The sequence below is a fragment of the Azoarcus sp. TTM-91 genome (assembly GCF_012911025.1).
GTDB lineage: Bacteria > Pseudomonadota > Gammaproteobacteria > Burkholderiales > Rhodocyclaceae > Azoarcus.
In genome coordinates, this window is record NZ_WUEI01000005.1 from 24,761 (window position 1) to 48,869 (window position 24,109).

23 protein-coding genes and 2 tRNA genes are annotated in these 24,109 nt (G+C 63.8%); 4 read left to right on the top strand and 21 right to left on the bottom strand.

From position 1 onward, the window contains the following. Positions 1–102 precede the first annotated feature (102 nt). Positions 103–187 (top strand) — tRNA-Leu (locus GRF61_RS02745). Positions 188–388: 201 nt separating this feature from the next. Further along, positions 389–473 (top strand) — tRNA-Leu (locus GRF61_RS02750). A gap of 140 nt (positions 474–613) precedes the next feature. On the opposite strand, the gene GRF61_RS02755 is transcribed toward GRF61_RS02750, so the two are convergent. The 20 genes from GRF61_RS02755 to GRF61_RS02850 all read right to left on the bottom strand — a co-directional run bounded on the left by GRF61_RS02755 (position 614) and on the right by GRF61_RS02850 (position 20,011). Then, the gene (locus tag GRF61_RS02755) at positions 614–1,924 is read right to left on the bottom strand and encodes an adenylosuccinate synthase (protein WP_169149199.1); all 1,311 of its coding nucleotides are present in this window, start codon (positions 1,922–1,924) and stop codon (positions 614–616) included. Positions 1,925–1,927: 3 nt separating this feature from the next. Continuing rightward, a complete protein-coding gene (locus GRF61_RS02760) occupies positions 1,928–3,094 on the bottom strand; it encodes an ATP phosphoribosyltransferase regulatory subunit (RefSeq protein ID WP_348982335.1) in 1,167 nt (388 codons plus the stop codon). Continuing rightward, the gene (locus GRF61_RS02765; protein WP_169149201.1) at positions 3,091–3,276 is read right to left on the bottom strand and encodes a DUF2065 domain-containing protein; all 186 of its coding nucleotides are present in this window, start codon (positions 3,274–3,276) and stop codon (positions 3,091–3,093) included. The genes GRF61_RS02760 and GRF61_RS02765 overlap by 4 nt, the downstream gene beginning before the upstream one ends. 8 nt (positions 3,277–3,284) lie before the next feature. Beyond that, a complete protein-coding gene (gene hflC / locus GRF61_RS02770; protein ID WP_169149202.1) occupies positions 3,285–4,166 on the bottom strand; it encodes a protease modulator HflC in 882 nt (293 codons plus the stop codon). Beyond that, positions 4,166–5,428 carry an FtsH protease activity modulator HflK gene (gene hflK / locus GRF61_RS02775; protein ID WP_169149203.1) on the bottom strand — a complete coding sequence of 421 codons (1,263 nt, stop codon included), beginning with the start codon at positions 5,426–5,428 and terminating at the stop codon, positions 4,166–4,168. Before hflK ends, hflC begins: the two co-directional genes overlap by 1 nt. A 14-nt stretch (positions 5,429–5,442) precedes the next feature. Then, positions 5,443–6,588: a ribosome rescue GTPase HflX gene (gene hflX, locus GRF61_RS02780; RefSeq protein WP_169149204.1), complete on the bottom strand. Its 1,146-nt coding sequence runs from the start codon at positions 6,586–6,588 to the stop codon at positions 5,443–5,445. Between the two features lie 54 nt (positions 6,589–6,642). Beyond that, positions 6,643–6,888, bottom strand: a complete 246-nt coding sequence (gene hfq, locus GRF61_RS02785) for an RNA chaperone Hfq (RefSeq protein ID WP_169149205.1) — start codon at positions 6,886–6,888, stop codon at positions 6,643–6,645. 109 nt (positions 6,889–6,997) lie between these two features. Beyond that, the gene (der, locus tag GRF61_RS02790) at positions 6,998–8,326 is read right to left on the bottom strand and encodes a ribosome biogenesis GTPase Der (RefSeq protein ID WP_169149206.1); all 1,329 of its coding nucleotides are present in this window, start codon (positions 8,324–8,326) and stop codon (positions 6,998–7,000) included. Positions 8,327–8,346: 20 nt separating this feature from the next. Further along, entirely contained in the window at positions 8,347–9,489 is a 1,143-nt protein-coding gene (bamB, locus tag GRF61_RS02795; protein ID WP_169149207.1) for an outer membrane protein assembly factor BamB, read from the bottom strand. Positions 9,490–9,492: 3 nt separating this feature from the next. Further along, a complete protein-coding gene (locus tag GRF61_RS02800; protein WP_169149208.1) occupies positions 9,493–10,137 on the bottom strand; it encodes a tetratricopeptide repeat protein in 645 nt (214 codons plus the stop codon). After that, on the bottom strand, positions 10,124–11,437 hold the full coding sequence (gene hisS, locus GRF61_RS02805; RefSeq protein ID WP_169149209.1) for a histidine--tRNA ligase: 1,314 nt from the start codon (positions 11,435–11,437) through the stop codon (positions 10,124–10,126). The genes GRF61_RS02800 and hisS overlap by 14 nt, the downstream gene beginning before the upstream one ends. A gap of 35 nt (positions 11,438–11,472) precedes the next feature. Beyond that, positions 11,473–12,720, bottom strand: a complete 1,248-nt coding sequence (gene ispG, locus GRF61_RS02810; protein ID WP_169149210.1) for a flavodoxin-dependent (E)-4-hydroxy-3-methylbut-2-enyl-diphosphate synthase — start codon at positions 12,718–12,720, stop codon at positions 11,473–11,475. Position 12,721: 1 nt separating this feature from the next. After that, positions 12,722–13,630 carry a RodZ domain-containing protein gene (locus tag GRF61_RS02815; RefSeq protein WP_169149261.1) on the bottom strand — a complete coding sequence of 303 codons (909 nt, stop codon included), beginning with the start codon at positions 13,628–13,630 and terminating at the stop codon, positions 12,722–12,724. A 5-nt stretch (positions 13,631–13,635) separates the two neighbouring features. After that, positions 13,636–14,439 carry a type IV pilus biogenesis/stability protein PilW gene (gene pilW / locus GRF61_RS02820; RefSeq protein ID WP_169149211.1) on the bottom strand — a complete coding sequence of 268 codons (804 nt, stop codon included), beginning with the start codon at positions 14,437–14,439 and terminating at the stop codon, positions 13,636–13,638. Continuing rightward, a complete protein-coding gene (gene rlmN / locus GRF61_RS02825) occupies positions 14,436–15,566 on the bottom strand; it encodes a 23S rRNA (adenine(2503)-C(2))-methyltransferase RlmN (RefSeq protein WP_169149212.1) in 1,131 nt (376 codons plus the stop codon). The genes pilW and rlmN overlap by 4 nt, the downstream gene beginning before the upstream one ends. Positions 15,567–15,650: 84 nt before the next feature. Next, on the bottom strand, positions 15,651–16,076 hold the full coding sequence (ndk, locus tag GRF61_RS02830) for a nucleoside-diphosphate kinase (protein WP_169149213.1): 426 nt from the start codon (positions 16,074–16,076) through the stop codon (positions 15,651–15,653). 84 nt (positions 16,077–16,160) lie between these two features. Continuing rightward, the gene (locus GRF61_RS02835) at positions 16,161–16,814 is read right to left on the bottom strand and encodes a DedA family protein (RefSeq protein WP_169149214.1); all 654 of its coding nucleotides are present in this window, start codon (positions 16,812–16,814) and stop codon (positions 16,161–16,163) included. Positions 16,815–16,953: 139 nt separating this feature from the next. After that, the gene (locus tag GRF61_RS02840) at positions 16,954–18,240 is read right to left on the bottom strand and encodes a TRAP transporter large permease subunit (RefSeq protein WP_169149215.1); all 1,287 of its coding nucleotides are present in this window, start codon (positions 18,238–18,240) and stop codon (positions 16,954–16,956) included. Beyond that, the gene (locus tag GRF61_RS02845) at positions 18,237–18,941 is read right to left on the bottom strand and encodes a TRAP transporter small permease (protein ID WP_169149216.1); all 705 of its coding nucleotides are present in this window, start codon (positions 18,939–18,941) and stop codon (positions 18,237–18,239) included. Before GRF61_RS02845 ends, GRF61_RS02840 begins: the two co-directional genes overlap by 4 nt. Positions 18,942–19,006: 65 nt before the next feature. Further along, positions 19,007–20,011, bottom strand: a complete 1,005-nt coding sequence (locus GRF61_RS02850; protein WP_169149217.1) for a TRAP transporter substrate-binding protein — start codon at positions 20,009–20,011, stop codon at positions 19,007–19,009. A 196-nt stretch (positions 20,012–20,207) separates the two neighbouring features. Between GRF61_RS02850 and GRF61_RS02855 the strand changes: the two genes are divergently transcribed. After that, positions 20,208–22,190, top strand: a complete 1,983-nt coding sequence (locus GRF61_RS02855) for a PAS domain S-box protein (protein WP_211165698.1) — start codon at positions 20,208–20,210, stop codon at positions 22,188–22,190. Then, a complete protein-coding gene (locus GRF61_RS02860) occupies positions 22,187–22,789 on the top strand; it encodes a response regulator (RefSeq protein WP_169149218.1) in 603 nt (200 codons plus the stop codon). The genes GRF61_RS02855 and GRF61_RS02860 overlap by 4 nt, the downstream gene beginning before the upstream one ends. A 17-nt stretch (positions 22,790–22,806) precedes the next feature. Here GRF61_RS02860 and tilS read toward each other — a convergent pair whose 3' ends face one another. Next, positions 22,807–24,069 carry a tRNA lysidine(34) synthetase TilS gene (gene tilS, locus GRF61_RS02865; protein WP_248281079.1) on the bottom strand — a complete coding sequence of 421 codons (1,263 nt, stop codon included), beginning with the start codon at positions 24,067–24,069 and terminating at the stop codon, positions 22,807–22,809. Positions 24,070–24,109: the final 40 nt, after the last annotated feature.

Genomic DNA, 24,109 nt, shown 5'->3' on the forward strand with positions numbered 1-24,109 from the left:
AACGGGTGGGAGCCTGACCATGCGGTTTATTTCTATCGTTTCGCTTTTTCGTGTTTCGACTCATTGACATTCTTCTTTTCGTGCTTATAATGCGCGGCTCTTGCCCAGATGGCGGAATTGGTAGACGCACTAGTTTCAGGTACTAGCGCCGCGAGGCGTGGAGGTTCGAGTCCTCTTCTGGGCACCAGTTTCGCAGGAAAGCCGCTCTTCGGAGCGGCTTTTTTGTTTTCCGGCCGCATTCGGTATTACCGATGCTGCGGCGCGGACAGCAGACACCATCGCTCGACCGAGCGTCGGCATCGCGCCTGCGCAGTCGAGATACGACGACGCATTTTTTTTGCTCGGCGACTTCCCAACCAGCTGGAAGCCCCCTATAATCGCGGTCCTTGCCCAGATGGCGGAATTGGTAGACGCACTAGTTTCAGGTACTAGCGCCGCGAGGCGTGGAGGTTCGAGTCCTCTTCTGGGCACCAGTTTCAAGCAAAAGCCGACCTTGAGTCGGCTTTTTGCATTGGACGGCCGTTTTCCACCCGAGCACACACCACCCACGTTCGCAACCCGGACGCGCCCGGCAAAGGAACCGGCCTTGCGGCCGGCTCCAACGAAGCAGCAATCAAGCGCCAAAAGGATGGCGCCGCAGGATGGTTTCATCCCGCTCGGGTCCAGTGGAAATCACATCAATGGGGATCTCGCAGATTTCCTCGATGCGGTGCAGATAGGCCCTCGCCTCCTGGGGTAACGCATCCCAGGTCTGCGCCCCGAAGGTGCTGCCTCCCCAACCCGGCATGGTCTCGTAGATCGGTTCGCACCGAGTCACCTCTTCAGCCCCCATCGGCAGCAGATCAATGCGCTTGCCATCGAGCTGATAACCCGTGCAGAGCTTGAGCTCCTTCAAACCATCCAGCACATCCAGCTTGGTGATACACAGGCCAGTCACGCCGTTGATGATGATGGAACGCTTCAGCGCCGCCAGATCCAGCCAGCCACAACGCCGCTTGCGGCCGGTCACTACGCCGAACTCACGCCCCTTGGAAGACATCTGCTGACCCGGCGTACCTGCCGTCTCAATATCCAACTCGGTCGGGAACGGCCCACCCCCGACGCGGGTGCAGTAGGCCTTGGTAATCCCCAGCACGTAGTGCAGGCGCCCCGGACCAACACCCGAGCCCGCAGCCGCCTGCCCGGCAACGCAGTTGCTGGAAGTCACGAACGGGTAAGTACCGTGATCGATGTCGAGCAACGTGCCTTGGGCACCCTCGAACAACAAGCTGCCGCCAGCCTTATTGACGGCATACAGCTCAGCCGAGACATCTGCCACCATCGGCAGAATCTCCGCGGCGTCAGCCATGGCCTCGTCGAACACCGCCTGGAATTCAATCGCTTCTGCACCCAGGTGCTGGGTCAGGACGAAATTGTGATACTCCAAGTTGGCCTTGAGCTTCTCTGCAAAGCGCTCCCGGTCGAACAGGTCATAGACGCGCAACGCACGCCGCGCCACCTTGTCCTCGTAGGTCGGGCCGATACCCTTGCCGGTGGTGCCGATCTTGTCGCCGGCAGCCTTGGCCGCCTCCCGCGCACGATCCAGCGCAGCGTGATAGCCCAGAATTAGCGGACACCCCGGACTGATCCGCAGGCGGTCTCGCACCTTCAGGCCACCCTCTTCGAGCTTGCGGATTTCGCTCAGTAGATGATGCGCATCCAGCACAACGCCGTTGCCGATGTAGCAGGCCACGCCCTCGCGCACGATACCGGACGGCACCAGGTTCAGCTTGTACTCGGTCTGACCGATCACCAAGGTGTGACCGGCGTTGTGCCCACCTTGGAAACGCACTACGCCTCGCGCGTGGTCGGTCAGCCAGTCGACGATCTTGCCTTTGCCCTCGTCGCCCCACTGGGTACCGACAACCACAACATTCTTTGCCATTCCTTACTCTCCCTGAAGCGGCTCAACCGTCCAACGGCCGCCCCGCAGCACCAGTTGCCGGTCGCAACCGGCTTCGTTCCATGTTCCTTCATGCCCTGGCAAGGCATCCATGACGATCTCGCCGCGCCCGCGCAGCGCGTCTATTTCCGCAACGAGGCCAGCCTCCCCGGAAATCGGCGCCAAGATCGCGCCGCTGACCTGCTGTCCGGGCAGATGCAAGACCAGTTCCCTGAGATCCAGGCTGAAGCCAGTTGCCGGACGCGCCCGCCCGAATGCAGCGCCGACACGATCGTAGCGACCGCCCAGCGCAAGTGCTGCTGGCGAGCCGCCGCCATAGGCGGCGAACACCACGCCACTGTGGTAGTGGTAGCCGCGCAGGTCCGCCAAGTCGAAGCTGATCGGCAGACCGGACAAGCTTTTCGCCAGCGCCCGCAGATCCTTGAGCGCAGCGGCAATCTCTTCGTCCTGCGGCAGCAGCGCCGCAGCCCTCTCGATGACTTCTGCCCCACCATACAGCTCAGGCAGCAGCAAGAGCGCAGCCCTCACCGGCTCAGGCACATCGGCAACCAAGGCCCGCAAGCCAGGCACATCCTTGGCCTGGAGCAAGCCAAACAGCTCTTCCTCGCGCCCCGGTACCAACCCCGCGCGCGCCGCCAATGCATGGAACAGCCCCATGTGGCCGATATCGATCCGGCTCGCCGGCACATCGGCAAGACGCAACACCTCTGCCAGCAGGCGCAGGATCTCCACATCCGCCTCGATTCCGCCGTGGCCGTACAACTCCGCGCCGAGTTGCAACGGCTCCCGGGTTGCGGTGACCGAGGAAGGCAGGGTGTGAAGCACGCTGCCGCAGTAACAAAGCCGCGACACCCCCGTCCGGTTGAGCAGATGGGCGTCGATGCGCGTTACCTGCGGCGTCATGTCCGCCCGAACCCCCATGGTCCGGCCAGACAGTTGGTCGACCAGCTTGAAAGTACGCAGATCAAGATCCTGTCCCGCCCCGGTGATGAGCGAGTCCAGGTATTCAAGCATCGGCGGGGCAACCAACTGGTAACCCCGAACCCGGAAGGCATCCAGCAGCTTGCGCCGCAGGGATTCCAGCTGTTCAGCCTCGGACGGCAAGGCGTCCTGTATGTAGTCGGGCAATACCCAGCGCATGAGGGACTTCAGTTGAAAATCAGGAGAAGGGCAACGCCCAGCAGCATGGAGGACAGCCCGATAAACCGGATCTGCCCATCCGCCATGCTTGCCAGACGCAAAAAAGTTTCGCGCCAGGCAGCTGGCGCGACAAAGGGAAGAATGCCTTCGATGATCAACATCAGCGCGAAGGCAGTCAACAGGGTGTTACCCATGAAGAAACTCAGTTCCGGCGAGGGCCTCCGGAGCTCTTCATGAACTTGAAGAAGTCCGAACTGGGATCGACCACGAGCACATCATCCTTGCCGTCGAAGCTCGAGCGATAGGCCTCGAGACTGCGATAGAAAGAATAGAACTCCGGGTTCTGGCCAAAAGCCTGGGCATAAATCGCCGTTGCCTTCGCGTCGCCTTCACCCTTGACCTCTTGCGCAGAGCGATAGGCTTCGGCGATCAGAACCTCCCGCTGGCGATCCGCGTCCGCCCGGATCTTCTCGGCTTCAGCTCCACCCTGGGAGCGCAGTTCATTGGCCACCCGCTTACGCTCGGCTTCCATCCGGCGATAGACCGACTCGGACACCTCGGTAGGCAGATCGACGCGCTTCAGGCGAACGTCCACAATCTGCACGCCAATCTTGCGCGCATCCTGGTCGGCCTTGGTACGCATATCCTCCATGATCTGGTCTCGCGCGCCCGAAACCACATCGTGCACCGTACGGCGACCGAACTCTTCGCGCAGCCCCGCGTTCACCGTCTGATTCAGGCGGGTACGAGCCCGGGCTTCATCACCCGCGACGGACTCGTAATACAAGCGCGGATCGACGATGCGCCACTTCACGAAATGATCGACCAGCACGTTCTTCTTCTCGGAGGTGATGAAACGCTCCGGCTCCGGCGTATCCATTGTGAGAATACGCTTGTCGAAATAACGCACGTTCTGGATCAGCGGCAGCTTGACATTGAGGCCCGGGGTCTCGATGACCTCCTTTACCTCCCCCAGCTGGAATACCACCGCGTACTGACGCTGGTCCACGGTAAACAGCGACATAGAGGCCAGCACCAGCAGGAACAGGACAACGCCGGCAATCAAGGAAAGCTTGTCGCGCATTAACGATCTCCCCGTTCGCGGTTACGCATGAGCTCGCGGCTACGCGGATCGAACATGCCGGACTGCGCCGACGACGAACTCGAGGCCGGAGTTGCCGCCTCATTCTGCGGTGTGGGCGTGGAGCCGGGACTGCTTCCTGCAGCCTGGATCAATTTATCCAACGGTAGGAACAGCAGATTGCCATTGCCCTTCGCGTCGATCATCACCTTGGACGTATTGGACAGCACTTGCTGCATGGTCTCGATATACAGGCGCTCACGCGTCACATCCGGGGCACGCCGGTATTCCGTGTAGATCTGATTGAAGCGGCTCGCCTCGCCCTCTGCGTTCGCGACTACACGGTCACGGTAAGCCTGCGCTTCCTCGATCAGGCGGGAGGCCGTACCACGCGCCCTCGGGATGACGTCATTGGCGTAGGCCTCGCCTTCGTTCTTCTGCCGCTCGCGGTCCTGCCCCGCCTTCACCGCGTCGTCGAACGCGGCCTGAACCTGCTCGGGCGGCTGCGCATTCTGCATGGTCACCCGGCTGATCTGGATACCAGTCTGGTAGCGGTCCAGGATGCGCTGCATCAGTTCATGGGCCGTGGCGGCTATTTCTTCACGCCCTTCGTAGAGCACGAAGTCCATCCGGCTTTTACCCACGATCTCGCGCATCGCGGTCTCCGCCACCTGGGCGACGGACTCATCCGGATAGCGGTTATTGAAGATGTAACTCTCCGGGCTGTTCAGCACGTACTGCACGGCGAACTGGATGTTGATGATGTTCTCGTCATCAGTCAGCATCAGCGACTCGCGCAGGACCTTGTTCCGCTCGGAGCCGCGATAGCCCACTTCGACGGTACGAACGCCGGTCAAGTCCACCAACTCATGGCTCTCGAAGGGATAGGGCAAACGCCAGCGCAGACCAGGCTCTGTCACTTCGATGAACTTGCCGAGACGCAATACAACGCCCCGCTGGTTGGCATCCACCGTGTAGAAACCGCTGGCCAGCCAAACGACCAGTACAAGGGCAACCAGCGCAGTGATGCCGCCGCCGAACTGCCTGAAGGAGAAGCCGGGACCCTGCGGGCCACCGCCATCGCGGCCGCCACCGGATCCACCATCGCGCCCCTGCCGCTTGCCACCAAACAGACTGGAGAGGCGCTGGTTGAAATCACGCCACACTTCTTCGAGATCCGGAGGGCCTTGATTGTTACCGCGATTGCCTTCTCCGCGATCGCCGTTGTTGCCCTGGCCCCCCCAACGCGGGTCGTTTAGGGACATGAGAATGCCTGTTATCACTGTTGTAATGGAATGTCTGGCGCAGTCCCCGGCATGTCGCCCGCATTTGGACCAGATGCCTGGCTAGCCGTCTCGGCCAGCGCTTCTCGAAGCAGATCAAGCCCTTCGCCGGTTCTTGCGCTTAAAAAAACGCGCCTGATTCTATCACAGTCGCCCCTCTCGACCGCCGCGCTGGCATGAGTGAGGTCTATCTTGTTCCACACCATGATCTGCGGAACCTCGGCCGCGCCGATTTCGGCCAGCACCTGGTTCACCGCGGCGATCTGTGCATCTCTGTCCTCGCTGGCAGAATCCACCACATGTAGCAGCAGATCAGCATGCGCGGTTTCTTCCAACGTCGCGCGGAAAGCCGCCACGAGGGCATGAGGCAGATCACGGATGAATCCGACCGTGTCCGACAACACAACGTTCCCCCCGCCAACATAAAGTCGGCGCGATGTTGTATCGAGGGTGGCGAAAAGCTGGTCGGCTGCATAGCTGCCAGCCTTGGTCAGTGCGTTGAACAGCGTGGACTTGCCGGCGTTGGTATAGCCGACGAGGGATACAGACAGGACGTCGCGCCGCTCCCGCGCTCGGCGACGCACCTTGCGCTGCTTCTCCATCTGCTGCAAACGGGATTTCAGTAATTTGACCCGGTTGCCCAGCAAGCGGCGGTCCGTCTCCAGCTGGGTCTCGCCCGGCCCCCGCAGACCGATACCGCCTTTTTGCCGCTCCAAGTGAGTCCAGCCCCTTACTAGGCGGGTGGAAAGATGGTCCAACTGCGCCAGTTCGACCTGAAGCTTGCCTTCATGGCTGCGCGCGCGGAGCGCGAAGATGTCCAAGATCAGCGCAGTGCGGTCAATGACGTGGCAGTTCAGCTCACGCTCAAGATTACGCTGCTGCGCCGGCGACAAAGCATGATTGAAGATGACGAGGTCCGCGGCATTGGCGCGCAGGACTTCGCCCACCTCTGCCACCTTGCCGCGACCGGCGAACAAAGCCGGATCAGGTGCGGAGCGCCGCCCCTGGACCACCGCCTCGACGCTCGCCCCCGCGCTGGCAGCGAGCAATTTGAGTTCGGACAGACGCTCGTCGACGGCCTCTTGACCGAAGTCCAGTTGAACGAGAACCGCGCGCTCCCCGGATGCCGGGCGCTCAAACATGGGAGAGAATCCCGGCCGACGCTGGCGGTCGGCCACGAGCTTGGGAGCGGGAGATCAGTTGCCGCCCTCGCCCGGCTCCTGCTGCTGGATCGTTACCGGGCGGGCAGGCACGACGGTGGAGATGGCATGCTTGTAGACCATCTGCGTCACAGTGTTCTTGAGCAGCACGACGTACTGGTCGAAGGATTCGATCTGACCCTGCAGCTTGATTCCGTTGACCAGATAGATCGATACCGGGACATGCTCCCGGCGCAAGGTGTTCAGAAAGGGGTCTTGTAGAAGTTGCCCTTTATTGCTCATCGTTGAACCTCTTTATTTTGTGTTTATATGAATGTATCGGATTTCGTGCTGCACTGCCACATGCCAGTATGCATCGAAATCCCGGTGTGGGAATCGGGTTTTTCCGCAATCAATTCTTGGTCGCGTAGGGATTGTGCGCGGTCCGGAACTGTATCCGCAAGGGCGTACCCTGGAGCTTGAAAGCCTCCATGAAGGTGCGCTCCAGAAAACGCACATACGAGTTCGGAATATTCTCCAAAGCATTACCGTGGATGACGATCACTGGCGGGTTCATGCCGCCCTGGTGAGCGTATCGCAGCTTTGGACGAGCGCTGCCGTGACGTGGCGGGGCCTGTTTGGCCACCGCAGCCTGCATGGTGCGGGTAAGCCGGGGCGTGGACAGGTTGGCCATCGCTGCCGCATAAGCACCGTCCACCGACTTCAGAAGACCATTGATGCCTTCGGCCTTGAGCGCGGAAATCTGATGGAAGCGCGCAAATGACAGGAAACCGAGCTTGCGCGTCATGTCCTCTTTCAAGCGCTCCCGCCGGTAGTCATCCACCGCATCCCACTTGTTGACTGCCACCACCAGCGCGCGGCCAGTATCCAGCACGAAACCGGCGATGTGCGCGTCCTGGTCGGAAATGTCTTGCGCCGCATCCAGCACGAGCACGACGACGTTGGACTCCTGGATAGCCTGCAGGGTCTTGATCACCGAGAATTTCTCGACGGCTTCGAAGACCTTCCCACGGCGGCGCAGGCCTGCGGTGTCGATCAGCGTATAGGGCCGTCCGCCACGCTCGAAGGGAATCGCAATGGCGTCACGGGTCGTTCCAGGCATGTCGAAGGCAATGACCCGCTCCTCGCCCAGCAAGGTATTGACCAGCGTGGACTTGCCGACATTCGGACGGCCGACGATGGCCACCTTGGGCCCCTTCTCGGCGTCGTCTTCGGCGTCTTCGTCCTCCGGGAAGGGCGACAGCACGAGTTCAACCACCTGCTTGATCCCGTCGCCATGAGCCGCGGAGACCGGCAGCGGTGCGCCCAGGCCGAGCGCATGGAAATCCGCCGAGACGATGGCCCGGTCCAACCCTTCCGCCTTGTTCACCACCAGGTGAACGGGCCGCCCCGCGCGCCGTAGTCGAGCAGCGATCTGTTCATCGTGCGGCGTCCTCCCCGCCCGGCCATCCACGAGAAACAGCAGGACGTCCGCCTCGGCGATGGCCTGCTCAGCCTGCCGAGCCATCTCGTGCATGATGCCGTCCTTGGCCACCGGGTCGAAACCCGCGGTGTCTACCACCAGGTAATCCCGGTCACCGACACGCCCGACGCCATAGTGGCGGTCGCGGGTAAGGCCGGGTTGGTCAGCGACCAAGGCGTCACGCGTTTTCGTCAGCCGATTGAAGAGGGTGGACTTGCCGACGTTGGGGCGCCCGACCAGGACGATGGTAGGTTTCACGTTCTTGTATCCGTTTCCGCTCAGCGCAGCTCGTAGGCGGCGATTTCACCGTCACGGCTCTGGGCGATGAACCCATTGCCGTAGGGACGCAGATCCGCGGTCACCGCGCTGCTGTCAACCCGCACGCGCGCGGCGAAGGCGCCGTCTTCGCGCTTCAACAGGTGGACATAACCTTCCAGATCGCCCACCGCAACATAGTCACCCACGATCAGCGGGCGCCCCACCGTACGACGCGCCAGCGCGTCCTGCTTCCAGATGCTCGCACCACTATAGACATCCAGCGCGTTCACCGCGTCCTTGTCATCGGTGATCACAGCGAAGCGGGTGTCTCTGTCCATGCCTACGCTGCTCGACATTTCGCGAGACCACAGCGAATTGCCATTGGACGCGTCGAAGCAAGCCGCACGGCCCTGGTAAGCCACGGCGCACACCTCGCGGCGCCCGATAACCGGCGGGCCGACGATGTCAGCAACCCGCTCCAGCTCGGTCGAACCCTTGGGCGTCGCCACCGTCAGCTCCCACAACGCACCGCCGTTCGCGAGGCTGATCGCGACCAGCTTGCCGCCGGGAAAGCCAGCCAGCGCAACGCCACTCTCCAGCAACACCCCCGCGTAGGTCCGCAGACCCAGCGGCGGATTGTTGCGTTGGTAGACCCAGCGCCGCACGCCGTCCTTGGCCGACAGGGCAATCAAGCGGTGGTCCGAGGAGCGCACCACTACGACATCATCATTGACCGCCGGCGGCGCCAGCACTTCGGCCCCGACCTGCGAACGCCAGCGCTCCGAACCGTTGGTGGCATCGTAGGCAATGACCGTGCCGTTGACCGTTACTACTACGGCCAGCTTGCCGTCGCTGCCCACACCAGCGGACAGCGGCGTCTTCGTGCTCGCCTTCCACACCGCGCGCCCGTCTTCATAACGAGCAAGGTCGCCGCCTTCGGCCGCGGCGTAGACCGCGAAGCCCACCACGGCGGGCTGGAACACATAGTTCTTGGACTTGCCGATGTCCACGCTCCAGGTCTTCGCCAGTTGGGCCGACTGGGTGAAATCCACCAGCGGCGCAGGCTTGGGGCCATCGCTGGAAAATGGGTTCAGCGAGGAGCAGGCGGTCAGCAGTGCCACCGGCACCGCCAGGGAAAGGGAACGCAGAGAGACGGGGAGCATCGATCAACCTTCCAGCGATTCGAGTTTCACGCGCACGACTTCGCGCAGGGTAGCGGCCCGTTCGTCATCCTGACCGATGGCATCCATTGCGGCCTGATAGGCGGCGCGGGCATCGGCAGACTTGCCTTGGGCAGCCAACACATCGCCCTTCAGATCTTCGAAGCGGGCCTTGTACTGGCCGGCGGGTACCGGCTGCAACCGGGCCAGCGCCTCATCCAGCGCCCCCTGCTGCTGCAGCACTGTCGCCAGACGCAGGCGCGCAAGATCGCGCAGCGACGGATCAGCGCCCTTATCGGCCGCCCACGCCAGCTGCGCCTTGGCGTTGTCCAGTTCCCCCTTGTGGAACTGCACGCCGGCGGAGAGCAAGGCGCCCATCTGGGCATGGGTGGTGCCGGGATACTGGCCAATCAGCTGGCCGGCGGCGTCGCGCGCCTTCTGCGCGTCATCCTGCTCCACCGCCTGCTGCACCGCGAAGTAGAGCACGCCGGCTTCGCCCGCCTGCTTGCCCTGGTACCACTGCCAACCCTGCCAGCCGACCGCCGCCAACGCCGCCACGGCGATGAGACCAGTCACCCAGTTGCCGTAGTCTTCCCACCAACCCTTGAGCGCGGAGATCTGCTCCTGCTCCTCGAGGTCATACACCGCCATCGTTACCCTCTTCGTTCGTCGATTCGTCGGTAAAAAGCAGGTCAGCAACCGCTTCCGGCAGACCTTCCAGGGAAACCCGCTGCTGGGCGCCAGCGCCGCGCAGCGGCTTGACGCCGACTTCGCCCGCCGCCGCTTCGTCCTCGCCGATGACCACCGCCACCGCTGCCGCACTGGCGTCGGCCTTCTTCATCTGCGACTTGAAGCTGCCGCCACCGCAATGGAGCAATGCCGCAAAGCCATGGCCACGCAGCGCCTCGGCCGCACGGAAGGCCAGGCGCATCGCGGCTTCGCCCTGGTGCACCAGATAGACGTCCGGCCGCACCTTCTCCGCCTCGCCGCCGCTCTCCTGCCACAGTGCAAGCAGGCGCTCGACCCCCATCGCGAACCCCGCGGCAGGCTGTGGCTTGCCACCCAGTTGCGCGACCAGCCCGTCGTAGCGCCCACCCGCACAGACGGTGCCCTGCGCGCCCAGGCGGGTGGTGACCCATTCGAAGACGGTACGGTTGTAGTAGTCCAGCCCGCGCACCAGCCGATGGTTCACCCGGTAGGGGATGCCAGCATCCTTGACCAGAGTCTGCACCGCGGTGAAATGCAACAGGCTTTCTTCGCCGAGATAGTCGGCCAGCTTGGGCGCCTGTTCGACGATCTGCTGCAGCTCGGGGTTCTTGGTGTCCAGGATGCGCAGCGGATTGGAGTAGAGGCGGCGCTTGCCGTCCTCGTCCAAGCGGTCCACATGCTGTTCCAGGTAGGCGATCAACGCCGCCCGGTGCAAGGCGCGCTCTTCCGCCGAGCCCAGGGAGTTGAGTTCCAGCGACACATCTTCCAGCCCGAGGTCGTCCCACAGCCGGGCGCACATGATGATGAGCTCGGCATCGATGTCCGGGCCGGCAAAGCCCAGTGCTTCGACACCGATCTGGTGGAACTGGCGATAGCGGCCTTTCTGCGGCCGCTCATGGCGGAACATCGGGCCGTGGTAGTAAAGCCGCTGCGGGCCGGAGCCGGCGATGAGGTTGTGCTGGATGGCGGCACGCACGCAGGAAGCGGTGCCTTCCGGGCGCAGCGTCAGACGCTCGCCGTTCAACGCGTCCTCGAAGGAATACATCTCCTTTTCGACGATGTCGGTCACTTCACCGATGGCGCGCTTGAACAACGGCGTCGGCTCGACGATGGGCATGCGGATGGGCCGGTAGCCATAGCTCTTCAGCCAGTCCCGCACGATGTCTTCGAAGTGTTCCCAGGTTTCGGCCTCGTCCGGCAGGATGTCGTTCATCCCGCGCAGCGCCTGCAAGGTCTGGCTCATCTGTATCCGTTTCGCTCTGTTCGTTGCCGGGGGCCTCAGCCCGCCTTTTTCGCGTATCGCGTGCTCACATAGTCATCGACGATGGCCTTGAACTCGGCGGCGATGTTGTCGCCGCGCAAGGTCACCGTCTTCTCGCCGTCGACGAACACCGGTGCCGCCGGACTTTCGCCGGTGCCGGGCAGCGAGATACCGATGTTGGCATGCTTGCTCTCGCCCGGGCCATTCACCACGCAGCCCATCACCGCAAGCGTCATGTTCTCGACGCCGTCGTACTGTTCGCGCCACACCGGCATCTGCTCGCGCACATAGGTCTGGATGCCGGAGGCCAGTTCCTGGAAGAAGGTGCTGGTAGTGCGGCCACAGCCGGGACAGGCAGTCACCATCGGGGTGAATGCCCGCAGGCCCATGGTCTGCAGGATCTCCTGGGCAACGACTACCTCTTGCGTCCGGCTGCCGTCCGGCTCCGGCGTCAGCGAGATCCGGATGGTGTCGCCTATCCCCTCCTGCAGCAGCACCGACAGCGCCGCGGTGGAGGCGACGATGCCCTTGCTGCCCATGCCGGCCTCGGTGAGGCCGAGATGCAGCGGGTAATCACAGCGCTGGGCGAGGTCGCGGTAAACCGCGATCAAATCCTGCACGCTGGAAACCTTGGCGGACAGGATGATGCGGTCGCCCCCCAGGCCGTACTCCTCGGCCTTGGCTGCGGACTCCAGCGCCGACACCACCAGCGCTTCGCGCATGACGGCGCCAGCGTCGCGAGGCTCTGCGCGCGTGGCGTTCTCGTCCATGATGCGGGCCAGCACCGACTGATCCAGGCTGCCCCAGTTCACGCCGATGCGCACCGGCTTGTCGTAGCGGCAAGCGATGTCGACGATGGCGGCGAACTGCGGATCGCGCTTGCTGCCCGCCCCCACGTTGCCCGGATTGATCCGCAGCTTGGCCAGCGCCTCGGCGCAGGCCGGGTGGTCGGACAGCAGCTTGTGGCCGTTGTAATGGAAGTCGCCCACCAGCGGAACATCCATGTTCAGCGCCAGCAGCCGGTCGCGGATGTGCGGCACCGCCTTGGCGGCCGCTTCATTGTTCACCGTGATGCGTACCAACTCGGAACCGGCTCGGGCCAGTTCGGCGATCTGTATCGCGGTTCCCAACACGTCGGCGGTGTCGGTGTTGGTCATGGACTGCACCACCACCGGCGCGTCCGAACCGACGATGACACGGCCGATGCGGACCTGGCGGGTAGCCCGGCGCGGCTCGGCGCCGGCCTGGAAAATCTGGTGCGTCATCTTATTGAACCGTCAGGCGGGCAACCGTGACCCGGGTATGGGGAGCGAGGTCGACCACCTTGCCCTGATATTCGAGGCGGACATCCTTGGCGTTGCCCACCACCAGCGTGAAAGGCGCCTTGCCCTGTACCGTGCGAGTGGCGCCCGCGGAATTGGTGCCGGAATAGACCACCGCACCAGCAGCATCCCTGACCTCTATCCAGGACTCGCCAGTGAAACTGAAAACGAGGCTGGCGCCGTCCGTCGCCGGAGCAGGCACCGGCGTAGCGGGCGCCGGAGTTGCAACAACCGCACCCGCGCCCTGGTCCGCCGAAGGCGTCATGGCCGGCTGCACAGCCGCCGCCCCCGGAGCCTGCGGCGCGGGAGCCGCTGCCGCCGGCGCCTCCGCGGCCGGCGCCTCCAGTGGCTCGATCGCCACACCGCCTTCGATGGGCGCCGTCTCGGTCGATTCAGACCCCGGCATTTCAGCCGGTGGCTCCGTCTGGAACCAGTCGAAATACCAGCCCGCGAGCACCCCGGCGAGCAAGATGAAGAACAGCGCCGTTACCGGCTTGCTGCTGGTGCGCCGCCCCATCCCAACCGGCATTTCGCCGGTCGCGTTCGAGACCGGCGCCAGCTCCACCGTACCCGCCGCCCCGCGCTGCTCCACGCCACCCAGCAGGGGCGCCGGGTCCAGGCCTAGGTAACGGGCGTAATTGCGCAGGAAACCCCGCGCGAAAGCCGGGCCGGGCAGCGCATCATGACGGCCGCTCTCCAGCGCCTCCACCTGCCTGCGGGACAGCTTCAGCACCTGAGCAACGTCGGACAGGGTTTCGCCGCGCGCTTCACGCGCTTGCCGCAGCTGCGCTCCGGCAAACTCGGCGGGCGTCATCTCGGACGTAACGCCCGAGGGCTCGGGCGGAGACTGCATGGCACTCACTCGTACTTCCCTTGCAACATCAACTGATATTCGGGTGAATCGGCAAAGCGGCTCCGCAGCTGCGCGGCGTAGCTCGCCTCGGCATCGCGGTGGCCGAGGCGGCGTTCAGTGCGCAGCCCCAGCCAGGCAGACGCAGCCGTCGGCTCCAGAGCCTGGTGGAGCCGGATCAACCGGTTGCGCGCCTGCTCGTAATCCCCCCGGCGATAGGCAATGCCCGCCAACTCGTACATCGCCCGCCCATTCGTGGGGTCAGCCTCCACCGCCGACGCGAATTGACCCTCGGCCGCACTGTCGTTCTTCACGCGCAGCAGGCACAGGCCAGCGTTGGTATAGGGCCGGGTAGGATACCGGTAATAGGGGTTGCGTGCGGCGCGATTGAAATAGCTCAAGCCCTCGCTCTCGCGGCCGTACTGGCAGAGAAACCAGCCATAGCTGTTGCTGAAATCCGGATCGCCCGGGGCTGCCCGCAGCGCCCGTTCGAAGTTGTCCTGCGCCAGAGCACGCTCATCCAGCAGCATGTAGATCAGGCCCATCAGGTGATAGGCCGGCCCATAGCCCGGGCTATCGGAGAGGGCGGTCTTGGCCTCGTCCAATGCGACGTCGTAGCGCGCGATCTCGATATAGGCCAGCCCAAGTTCCACATGAGCCCGCGCGCGCGCCTCCGCTTGGTTGGCCGGCGAAGTATCGGCCATCGGCCGGGAGGGCGCCGCAGCAGAATCACCCGGTTGCCCGGGCGCAGTGGCACACCCCGCCAGCAAGGCGGCAGCAGCGATTGACACGATCGCGGCAAAGCGCGTCATGAACGGACCTCCAGCGTCTGTTTGAGGCGCACGGTGCGCCGGGTTTTGTCCTGAACCTGGCCGGCCAGCTGGCCACAGGCGGCATCGACATCGTCACCCCGCGTCTTGCGCGTCGTGGTAACGATGCCGGCGTCAATCAGGATACCCGCAAAGCGCCGTATGCGTTCCGGCGCAGAGCGCTGGAAGCCAGAGTTCGGGAAAGGGTTGAAAGGGATCAGATTGAATTTGCACGGCACCTCGCGCACGAGCTCGATCAGTTCCCTGGCATGGGCAGGGTCGTCGTTCACGCCGTCGAGCATCACGTATTCGAAGGTGACGAAATCCCTGGGCGCCTTGTCGAGATAACGTCGGCAGGCCGCCATCAGTTCGACCAGCGGGTACTTGACGTTGATCGGCACCAGCCGGTCGCGCAGCGCATCGTTCGATGCGTGCAGCGACACCGCGAGCGCGACCGGGCATTCATCGCGCAGCCTGTCCATTGCCGGGACGATGCCGGAAGTGGAAACCGTGACACGGCGGCGCGACAGCCCGTAGGCATGGTCATCCAGCATCAAACGCAGGGCGGTCACCACGTTGTCGAAGTTCGCCAGCGGTTCGCCCATGCCCATCATCACCACATTGCTGATGATGCGGCCGTTGTCCTTATCACCAGCCTCGAGGCCGGCCTCCGCCTCGCGAGCGGCGCCCAGGAGGTGATTGGCAAGCCACAGCTGACCGATGATTTCACCTGCCGAGAGATTGCGGTTGAAACCTTGCTTGCCGGTAGAGCAGAAAGCGCAGTCCAGCGCACAGCCAGCCTGCGAGGAAATGCACAGGGTGCCGCGGTTGGTCTCCGGAATGAAGACCGTTTCCACCGCATTGCTGTTACCGACGTCCAACAGCCATTTGCGGGTACCGTCGGCGGAAACCGAGTCGCGCACCGGCACCGGCGGGCGAATGCAGGCCTCTTCGGCGAGGCGGGCTCGCAGCGCCTTGGCGACGTCGGTCATCGCAGCGAAGTCATTGCAGCCCTCGCGGTGCATCCAGCGCATCACCTGGCGCGCACGAAAGGGCTTCTCGCCCCGTTCTGCGAACCAGGCGATCAGACCATCCACGTCGAAGTCGAGGAGATTGACCGGGGTATTCATCTTCGTCAGCACCTTGTGACCCCAACGCAAACGGCCCGTTCGCGCTCCACGGTGGAGCCGAGACGGGCCGCCGGAATGGATCGCTTAGCGGGAATAGACGTTCATGCCGGGGAAGAAGAAGGACACTTCCACAGCAGCGGTTTCGGGGGCGTCGGAGCCATGCACCGCATTGGCGTCGATAGAGTCGGCGAAGTCGGCGCGGATGGTGCCCGGGGCAGCCTTCTTCGGATCAGTGGCGCCCATCAACTCACGGTTCTTGGCGATGGCGTTTTCGCCTTCCAGCACCTGGATCATCACCGGACCGGAGATCATGAAGGACACCAGGTCCTTGAAGAAGGGGCGCTCCTTGTGCACAGCGTAAAACTGGCCGGCTTCCAGCTCGGACAGCTGCACCAGCTTGGCGGCCACGACCTTCAGCCCGGCGTCTTCGAAGCGCTGATAGATCTTGCCGATGACGTTCTTGGCGACGGCGTCGGGCTTGATGATGGAGAGGGTGCGTTCGATGGCCATGTAAAACTCCGGGGTGTTTGACAAAACACGGAATTTTAGCAGATTTCCGCCCGATGCCAGCGCCCGGCCGGGCCAGGCCCGCCCTCAGGCCCGCCCTTCAGCCGGGGCGTTGCGTTCCTTCAGCCAGGCAATCACCACCGGCAGGATGGATAGGACGACAATTCCGATCACGACGGTGGAGAGGTTGTTCTTGATTACCGGGATGTTCCCGAACCAATAGCCGATCATCACCAGCGGCCCCACCCACAGCGCCGCGCCCAACACGTTGAACATGACGAAGCGGCGGTACTGCATGCGCGCCATGCCGGCAACGAAGGGCGCAAAAGTGCGCACGATGGGCATGAAGCGCGCGATCACGATGGTCTTGCCGCCGTGTCTCGCATAGAAGGCCTGGGTGCGCTCAAGCGCCTTTCTGTTGAAGAAGCGGCTGTTCTCCCACTTCGACATCCGCGAACCGAAGTGCTTGCCTATCGTGTAGTTGAGGGTATCGCCCAGCACCGCGGCAACGAACAGCAGGGGAATCAGCAGCGCCGGATCCAGTCCGCCGCCGGCCGCCAGTGCGCCTGCCATGAACAAGAGGGAATCCCCCGGCAGGAAGGGAGTCACCACCAGGCCGGTTTCGCAGAAAACGATCAGGAACAGGATGCCGTAGAGCCAGACGCCATACTGCTCCAGCAACATGACCAGATAATCGTCCAGATGGAGCAGGAGATCGATGAAGAAAGTGACGATTTCCATGAAGGGGGCCGATGAAAAATTTGGCTGATCATATCCCAACAGCCCCGACGCCCTGCTACCACATGTCTCTCCGAACGTATCGCCCCGGAAAAGAAAAAGCCCGGCACAGGGCCGGGCTTGCTCAGGCATTCAGGCCTATTTAAGAAATCATCCCCAGAGTCCTCGGCAGCCAGAGGGAGATTGCCGGCACATAAGTCACCAGTACGAGGAACACCAGCATGGAGAGCAGCCAAGGCCACACCGCCACGGTCAGCTCGGTAATCCCCATCTTGGTGATGCCGCTCGCTACGTACAGGTTCAGACCCACCGGCGGATGGCACAGACCGACTTCCATGTTCACCACCATGATGATGCCGAAGTGGACCGGATCGATGCCCAGCGCGATCGCGATCGGGAACAGGATAGGCGCCAGGATCAGCACGATGGACGAGGGCTCCATGAAGTTGCCCATCACCAGCATCAGGATGTTGGCCATGATCAGGAAGCCGATCACGCCCACGCCGGTACTCATCATGAAGTCCGTCATCGCCTGCGGGATCTGCTCATGCGTCAGCAGGAAGGAGAACAGGGTGGCGTTGGTGATGATGTACAGCAGCATCGCGCTCATGTTCGCCGAGTTCAGCAGGACCTTGGGCACATCCGAGAGCTTCAGGTCCTTGTAGATGAACACCGCGACGATGAAGGCATAGACCGCGCTCATCGCGGCCGCCTCGGTCGGCGTGAAGATGCCGGTGTAGATCCCGCCCATTACCACGACGATGAGGAAGAGGCCCCAGGCGGAGTCCTTGAACGCCTTCGCCCGCTCGCCCCAACTCGCCTTCGGCAGCCGCGGGTAGCCGAAGCGGCGCGCCCGATTCCAGGTGGTGAAACCGAGGAAACCGGCCAGCAGCAGACCCGGAATCACGCCCGCCATGAACAGGGCCCCCACCGAGGTGTTGGTGGAAACCGAGTACATCACCATGACGATGGACGGCGGAATCAGGATGCCCAACGCGCCGGAGGTGGTAATCACCCCCGCGCCGAACTTGTTCGGGAAACCCTGCTTCACCATGGCCGGCAGAATGATGGCGCCAATCGCCACGACGGTTGCCGGACTGGAACCGGACACCGCCGCGAACAAGGCGCAAGCCAGCACGCCGCCCAGACCGAGACCACCATGCCAGTGGCCGACCATTGAAGTGGCGAAGTTGATCATCCGCCGCGCCACGCCGCCATGGGTCAGGAAGTTGCCCGCCAGGATGAAGAACGGGATCGCCATGATCTCGAACTTCTCGATGCCGGTGAAAAGCTTCAGGGCCACCGACTCGATCGGCACGTGCGTCATGGTGAAGAGGAAGGTCAGCACCGTGAGGCCGAGCGAGATCGAGATCGGCATCCCGGTGAGCATCAGCACCAGGAGGATGATGAAGATGATGGCGGCGCTCATTGCTTGTCTCCCTTGCCGGCATCCTTGTCTTCGCCGATCTGCTTGTGCTTGAGGTCGTGCGGGTGCAGGTTGTCGCCCATGTCGTAGGGATTGGCGTCGGCCGGCAGGTGCTCCTCGTCGATGCCATCAACATGACCATGGTCGTGGTGCGGCAGCTCGCCAGTCTTCCAGAAGCTCCACATGACCTGCAGGAAGCGGAAGCACATCAGATAAGAGCCCAGCGGCACCGCGGCGTAGACCATCCAGGTCGGCCATTCCAGGTCAGGCGTGACCGGACCCTCATACAGGCCATCCTGGGTGATGCCAAACCAGTGATAGATCTGGTAATGAGCGCCGTTCTCCCAGACGAAGGTCGCGCCCAGGGTGCCGACGATCGCGGTGAACAAGGCGCCAGCCCCAAGACCAAGGAGGATGAAACGGCCGCGGTTTTCGGTGCTCAGGCGATTGATGAGCACGTCGACACCGACGTGGATGCCGGTGCGGACACCGTAGGCGGCGCCGAACTTCGCCATCCACACGAACATGATGATCGTCAGTTCCTGGGCCCAGCCCAGGTTGATGGACAGCAGCACATCCTGCAGCGCAGGGTAGTCGATGCCGGTGCCATAGCGATGCAATACGGAGACGAAGATGATGACCGTCGCCGCCCCCATGAGGAAGGCGATGAGCCACTCCTCGAGGTGGTCGAGTACTTTGAGCATGGAATTCTCCCGTCACGAAAACGCCCGCCGGATTGAGGGCCGGCGGGCGTTCAAGGGATGGCGGATCAGAGCTTGTTCGGATCGAAGCTGGTGGCTTCGTAGATGGACTTGATCAGATCGCCGCCGATGCGGGACTCCATCTTCTTGTGCACCGGGACCAGCACCTTCTTGAAGGCCAGGCGTTCTTCGGTCGTGGGCACATAGACCTCGGTCTTGCCGGACTTCTTCACCATCTCAAGCGCCTGGTCGTTCTCTTCCTTGGCGATCTTGTTGGCGTACTCGGTGGACTCCTTCATCGCCTTGTCGAGCTGGGTGCGCAGCTCGGTCGGCAGGCCGTCCCAGAACTTCTTGTTCACGATGACCGCGTAACCCAGGTAACCGTGATCGGTGATGGTGAGGTATTTCTGCACCTCATGCATCTTCTGGGTGTAGAGGTTGGAGATCGGGTTCTCGGTCCCGTCCACCACGCCCGTCTGCAGCGCCTGGTAGACCTCGGAGAAGGCCATCACCTGCGGCAGCGACTTCAACTCACGCATCTGCTCTTCCAGCACCTTGGAGGACTGGATGCGCATCTTCTTGCCGCGCAGGTCGTCCGGCTTCTTGATCGGGGTGTTGGCGGAGAAGGACTTGAAGCCGTTGTCCCAGTAAGCCAGACCCTTGATGCCCTTGGGCTCGAGCTTGGCAAACAGCTGCTGGCCGACCGGACCGTAGGTCACCTTGTGCAGCGCATCATAGTTGTCGAAGATGAAGGGCAGATCGAAGGCTTCGAACTCGCGCACGCCGAGGGGGCCGAACTTGGCCAGCGAGGGGGCGAGCATCTGGACGGCGCCCAGCTGCAGGGCCTCCATCTCTTCCTTGTCCTTGTACAGCGTGCTGTTCGGATAGACCTCGACCTTCACCGCACCACTGGTGTATTTCTCGGCAAGTTCCTTGAATCGCTCTGCCGCCTTGCCCTTCGGGGTGTCCTGGGCGACAACGTGGCTGAACTTGATAACGACAGGGTCGGCGGCCAGGGCGCCAGCGGAAAGGCCGACAGCGACCAGTCCGAGCAGAAGTGCACGGAGTCTCATGAACTCTCCTCCAATTAATGAAATGTTCGCTTTTTGCTATTGACTACTTTTTTGGCCCCGCACCGCGGTAGGCTGCGGGCGCCGGACAACCTGGGCGGACGAACAACGCGCAGGCATCGTTCGAGTATCCTTTCAGCTTTGTAAGCGTCGCTATTGTGGAATACCGCAAGATCGCCCCCGTCCGGCACTCACCCGAATGAACCATCCCGACGCCGCGCAGCAGCCCTTGCCGCCAGTCCGGGGGAAATGGCTGCACATCCTGCCCATCCTCAGCCTCGCCCTGTTCCTCGCGGCGCTCGCCGTGCTGGTATGGCTGACGCGGGAATATGACGCGGACGAGCAGCAGGCCATCCTCATCAACGACGCCCTGTGGATGGAGCAGAACCTGCGCTTCCAGCTCGACCGCAACGAGGCGCAGCTGCAGCAGCTGGGCCCGGAGCTGCTGCGCGAGGAACGAATGTCGGCGCAGACCGAGGCGCAGCTGCGCCAGTTGCTCAGTCAGGAGCGCGGGCTCGTACGCATCCTGTGGCTGGACCAGGATGGCAAGGTGCGCGGCGCCTTGCCGCCGGCGGCGGACGAGCACCTGGTCGGCGAAGCCGCGGGCGCCATGTCCTCCGAAACCATCTTCCGCCTCGCCCGCGCGGTCGGTCGCCCGGTATATGGCCCCGCCTACACGGTGATGGGCGACAAGACGCATTTCGAGGTGGATGTGCCCGCCTGGTCCGACGAAGCCTTCCTCGGCATGGTGGTGGGCGTGTATTCGCTCTCCGACCTGGTGGTACGCGAACTGCCCTGGTGGTTCTCCGAGCGCTACCGGGTAGCGGTGCTGGATGCGGACGGCCGCGAGATCGCCGCCAAGTCCAAGATCGCGCCGCTGGAAGCCCGCCGCAGCTACAGCATGAACTTCGACCCGCCCGGCCATGGGCTGACACTGCAGATCACCCCCTACAAGGCGGAGACCCGCTGGATTCCGGTGCTGCTGACAGCGTCCATTGCGCTGCTCGGCGGCATCGTGGTCTGGAGCTTCTGGCAGGTACGCCGCCAGCTCACCAAACGCCAGGCGGCGGAACAGGCGCTGCTGGAGGAATCCGCCTACCGCAAGGCGATGGAGGATTCGCTGATCACCGGCCTGCGCGCCCGCGACCTCGAAGGCCGCCTCACCTATGTCAACTCCGCCTTCTGCCGCATGACCGGCTACGACGCGGGCGAGCTGCTGGGCCGGCCACCGCCGATGCCGTACTGGGAGCCAGACCACATCGAGCGACGGCGCGAACTCTACGAGCGCATCCAGAACAAGGGCTCGACCCCGGACGGCGTCGAGATCAAGTTCCGGCGCAAGAATGGCGAGCGCCTGGACGTGCTGCTGTTCGAGGCGCCGCTGATCGACGCCCAGGGCCGCCACACCGGCTGGATGGGCTCGGTGCTGGACATCACCGAGCAGAAGCGCGCCCACGCCCTCGCCCACCAGCAGGAAGAGCGCCTGCAGGCCACCTCCCGCCTGGTCACCATGGGCGAGATGGCCTCCACGCTGGCCCACGAGCTCAATCAGCCACTGGCCGCCATCGCCAGCTACAACAGCGGCTGCATCAACCGCCTCGCCGCCGGCGAGGTGGACCGAGGCGAGCTGCGCGACATCCACGAGAAGCTCGGCCGGCAGGCGCGGCGGGCGGGCGAGATCATCCGCCGGGTGCACGATTTCGTCCGCCGCTCGGAGCCCAAACGCGAGCAGCTGGACCTCAATGCGGTGATCCGCGATGCGGTCGGCCTCATCGAAGCGGACGCGCGCAAGCGGCGCATGCGCATCGCGACCGAACTGGCACCACGGCTGCCCCAGGTCGCCGCCGACCCGGTGATGATCGAGCAGATCATCGTCAATCTCGTCCGCAACGGCATGGATGCAATGCGGGAAACACCCGCCGGCAAACGCGTCGTTACCGTCTCCACTCATGCCGCCAACGGCATGGTCAGCGTCCGGGTGTCCGACCGCGGTAGCGGCATCGACAGTGAAACCGCCAGCCACCTGTTCCAGCCCTTTTTCACCACCAAGCAGGAAGGAATGGGCATGGGGCTGAACATTTGTCGCTCCATCGCCGAACTCCACCATGGCCGCCTGGCTTTTGAGCCTAACCCGGAGGGCGGTACCATCTTCACCCTGTCGCTTCCCATAGACCCCACATGACCCAAGCTTGCGCGCACATCATCGATGACGATGAAGCCATCCGCGATGCCCTGCAATGGCTGTTCAAGACCCGCGGCGTCGCCACCCGGCTGTGGCCCAGCGCCGAGGCTTTCCTGGAAGCCTGGCAGACAGACTGGCCCGGTTGCATCGTGCTGGACATCCGCATGGACGGCATGAGCGGCCTGGAGTGCTTCGAGGCATTGCTTACGCGAGGCAACCGCCTGCCGGTCATCTTCGTCACCGGTCACGGCGACGTGCCGATGGCGGTGGCCGCCTTGAAGAAGGGGGCCTATCACTTCATCGAGAAGCCTTTCAACGATAACGACCTGGTCGACCTGGTCGAGCAGGCCATCGCGCATGACGACGAGAACCGCCAGGCCGCCGCCGACCGCGGCACCGTCGAAGCCCGACTGGCCACACTGACGGCACGCGAGCGCGAAGTGATGGATCTGATCCTGGAAGGCAAATTCAACAAGGTAATCGCCGACGAACTGGCGATTTCCATGCGCACGGTGGAAGCCCACCGCTCCCGCGTGTTCGACAAGATGAAGGTGCGCTCGGCGGTGGAGCTTGCGCAGATGCTGACTGCCCTGCGCTGAGGTCCAGGGCTTAAGGCTTAGGGTTCCCCCGCAGGCGGAACAAGCGGCAGCCATTCGACGGCCACGGCGTCTTCGTCCGCCGCCGCGGCGAATTCCGCCGCGGTGCCGATGCCGCCCACCCAGGCGGCACAGCCGTCCACCTGCAACACCGGCAATCGCTCCCGCTGCCAGGCGGGAATACCCGCCTCCTGGCACAGGTTCTTGAAACTCCTGCTCGGCCGACCGGCAACCAGGCGCAGGCGCATCCCCGGCCAGCGAGGCAACAGTCGCAAAGCGTGGGCAGCCTGCAAGCGCGCAGCGGAAAGCCCCTCGCCCCGGGCCGACGAGAACCGCAGCACCCCGCCCAGCCACGGCACCTCGGCTTCGCCTGCCCACGCTCTGGCTGCCGCACCCGCCAGCGAAGCCGCCGGCTCCAGCCAGACCTTGCCGCGGTAGCAGCAACAATCAAGCGCCCCCAGCGCCACCCGGAAGCCCCGCGCAGCCTCAACGCCGTGCAACTGGCGGATCACCTCCAGCAAGCGCGCCCGCGCCGGCATCTCCGCGCCCAGGCGGCCCGCCTGCCAGCGCAGCAGATTGGCGCAGCGCGCTTCGCTGAGCCGGAGCAGTTGCGCCCTCTCCAGGGACTGGCCTCCACATGCGGCCTCGTCCATCGCGGCAAGCTCATCCAGCAGCGCGCTCGCTTCACGAAAGTTGGCAGCAGCGCGCGCCAGCGTACGGGCGGCACCGGGAAAACCCTCCTCCATCGCCGGAAGCAGACGGTGCCGCAGATCGTTGCGCGTGTAGCGCCGATCCTCGTTGCTCTCGTCCTCGACCCATTGCAGCCCATGCTCGCGAGCATAGGCCTCGATCTCCGCACGGCGGCTGTCCAGGAGCGGGCGCAGGCGGCCCGGCTGCTGCCCGGCGGGGGCTTCCCGCTCCGCCATGCCGGCGGCGCCGCGCACCCCTGCACCCCGCAGCAGGCGGAACAGCACGGTTTCCGCCTGATCATCCGCATGATGGCCGAAGACCAGCCAGTCGCACTCGCTGGCCAGCAGCACCCGGTGCCGGGCTCGCCTTGCCGCCGCCTCCAGCCCGGCCGGATCGTCGCGCGCTACATCGACCCGATGCACTGTCAGCGGCACCCCGGCAGCGGCGCATAGTTCACGGCAGAACGCGGCCCAGGCATCGGCATGCGGGCTGAGGCCATGATGCACATGCACCGCGGTCAGCCGGAAAGACAAACGGGCCCGCAGGCCCGTCAGGATATGGAGCAGAACGCGGGAATCCACCCCGCCGGACAAGGCGCAGCACAGCCTGCTTCCTTCGGTGACATCCGCCTGC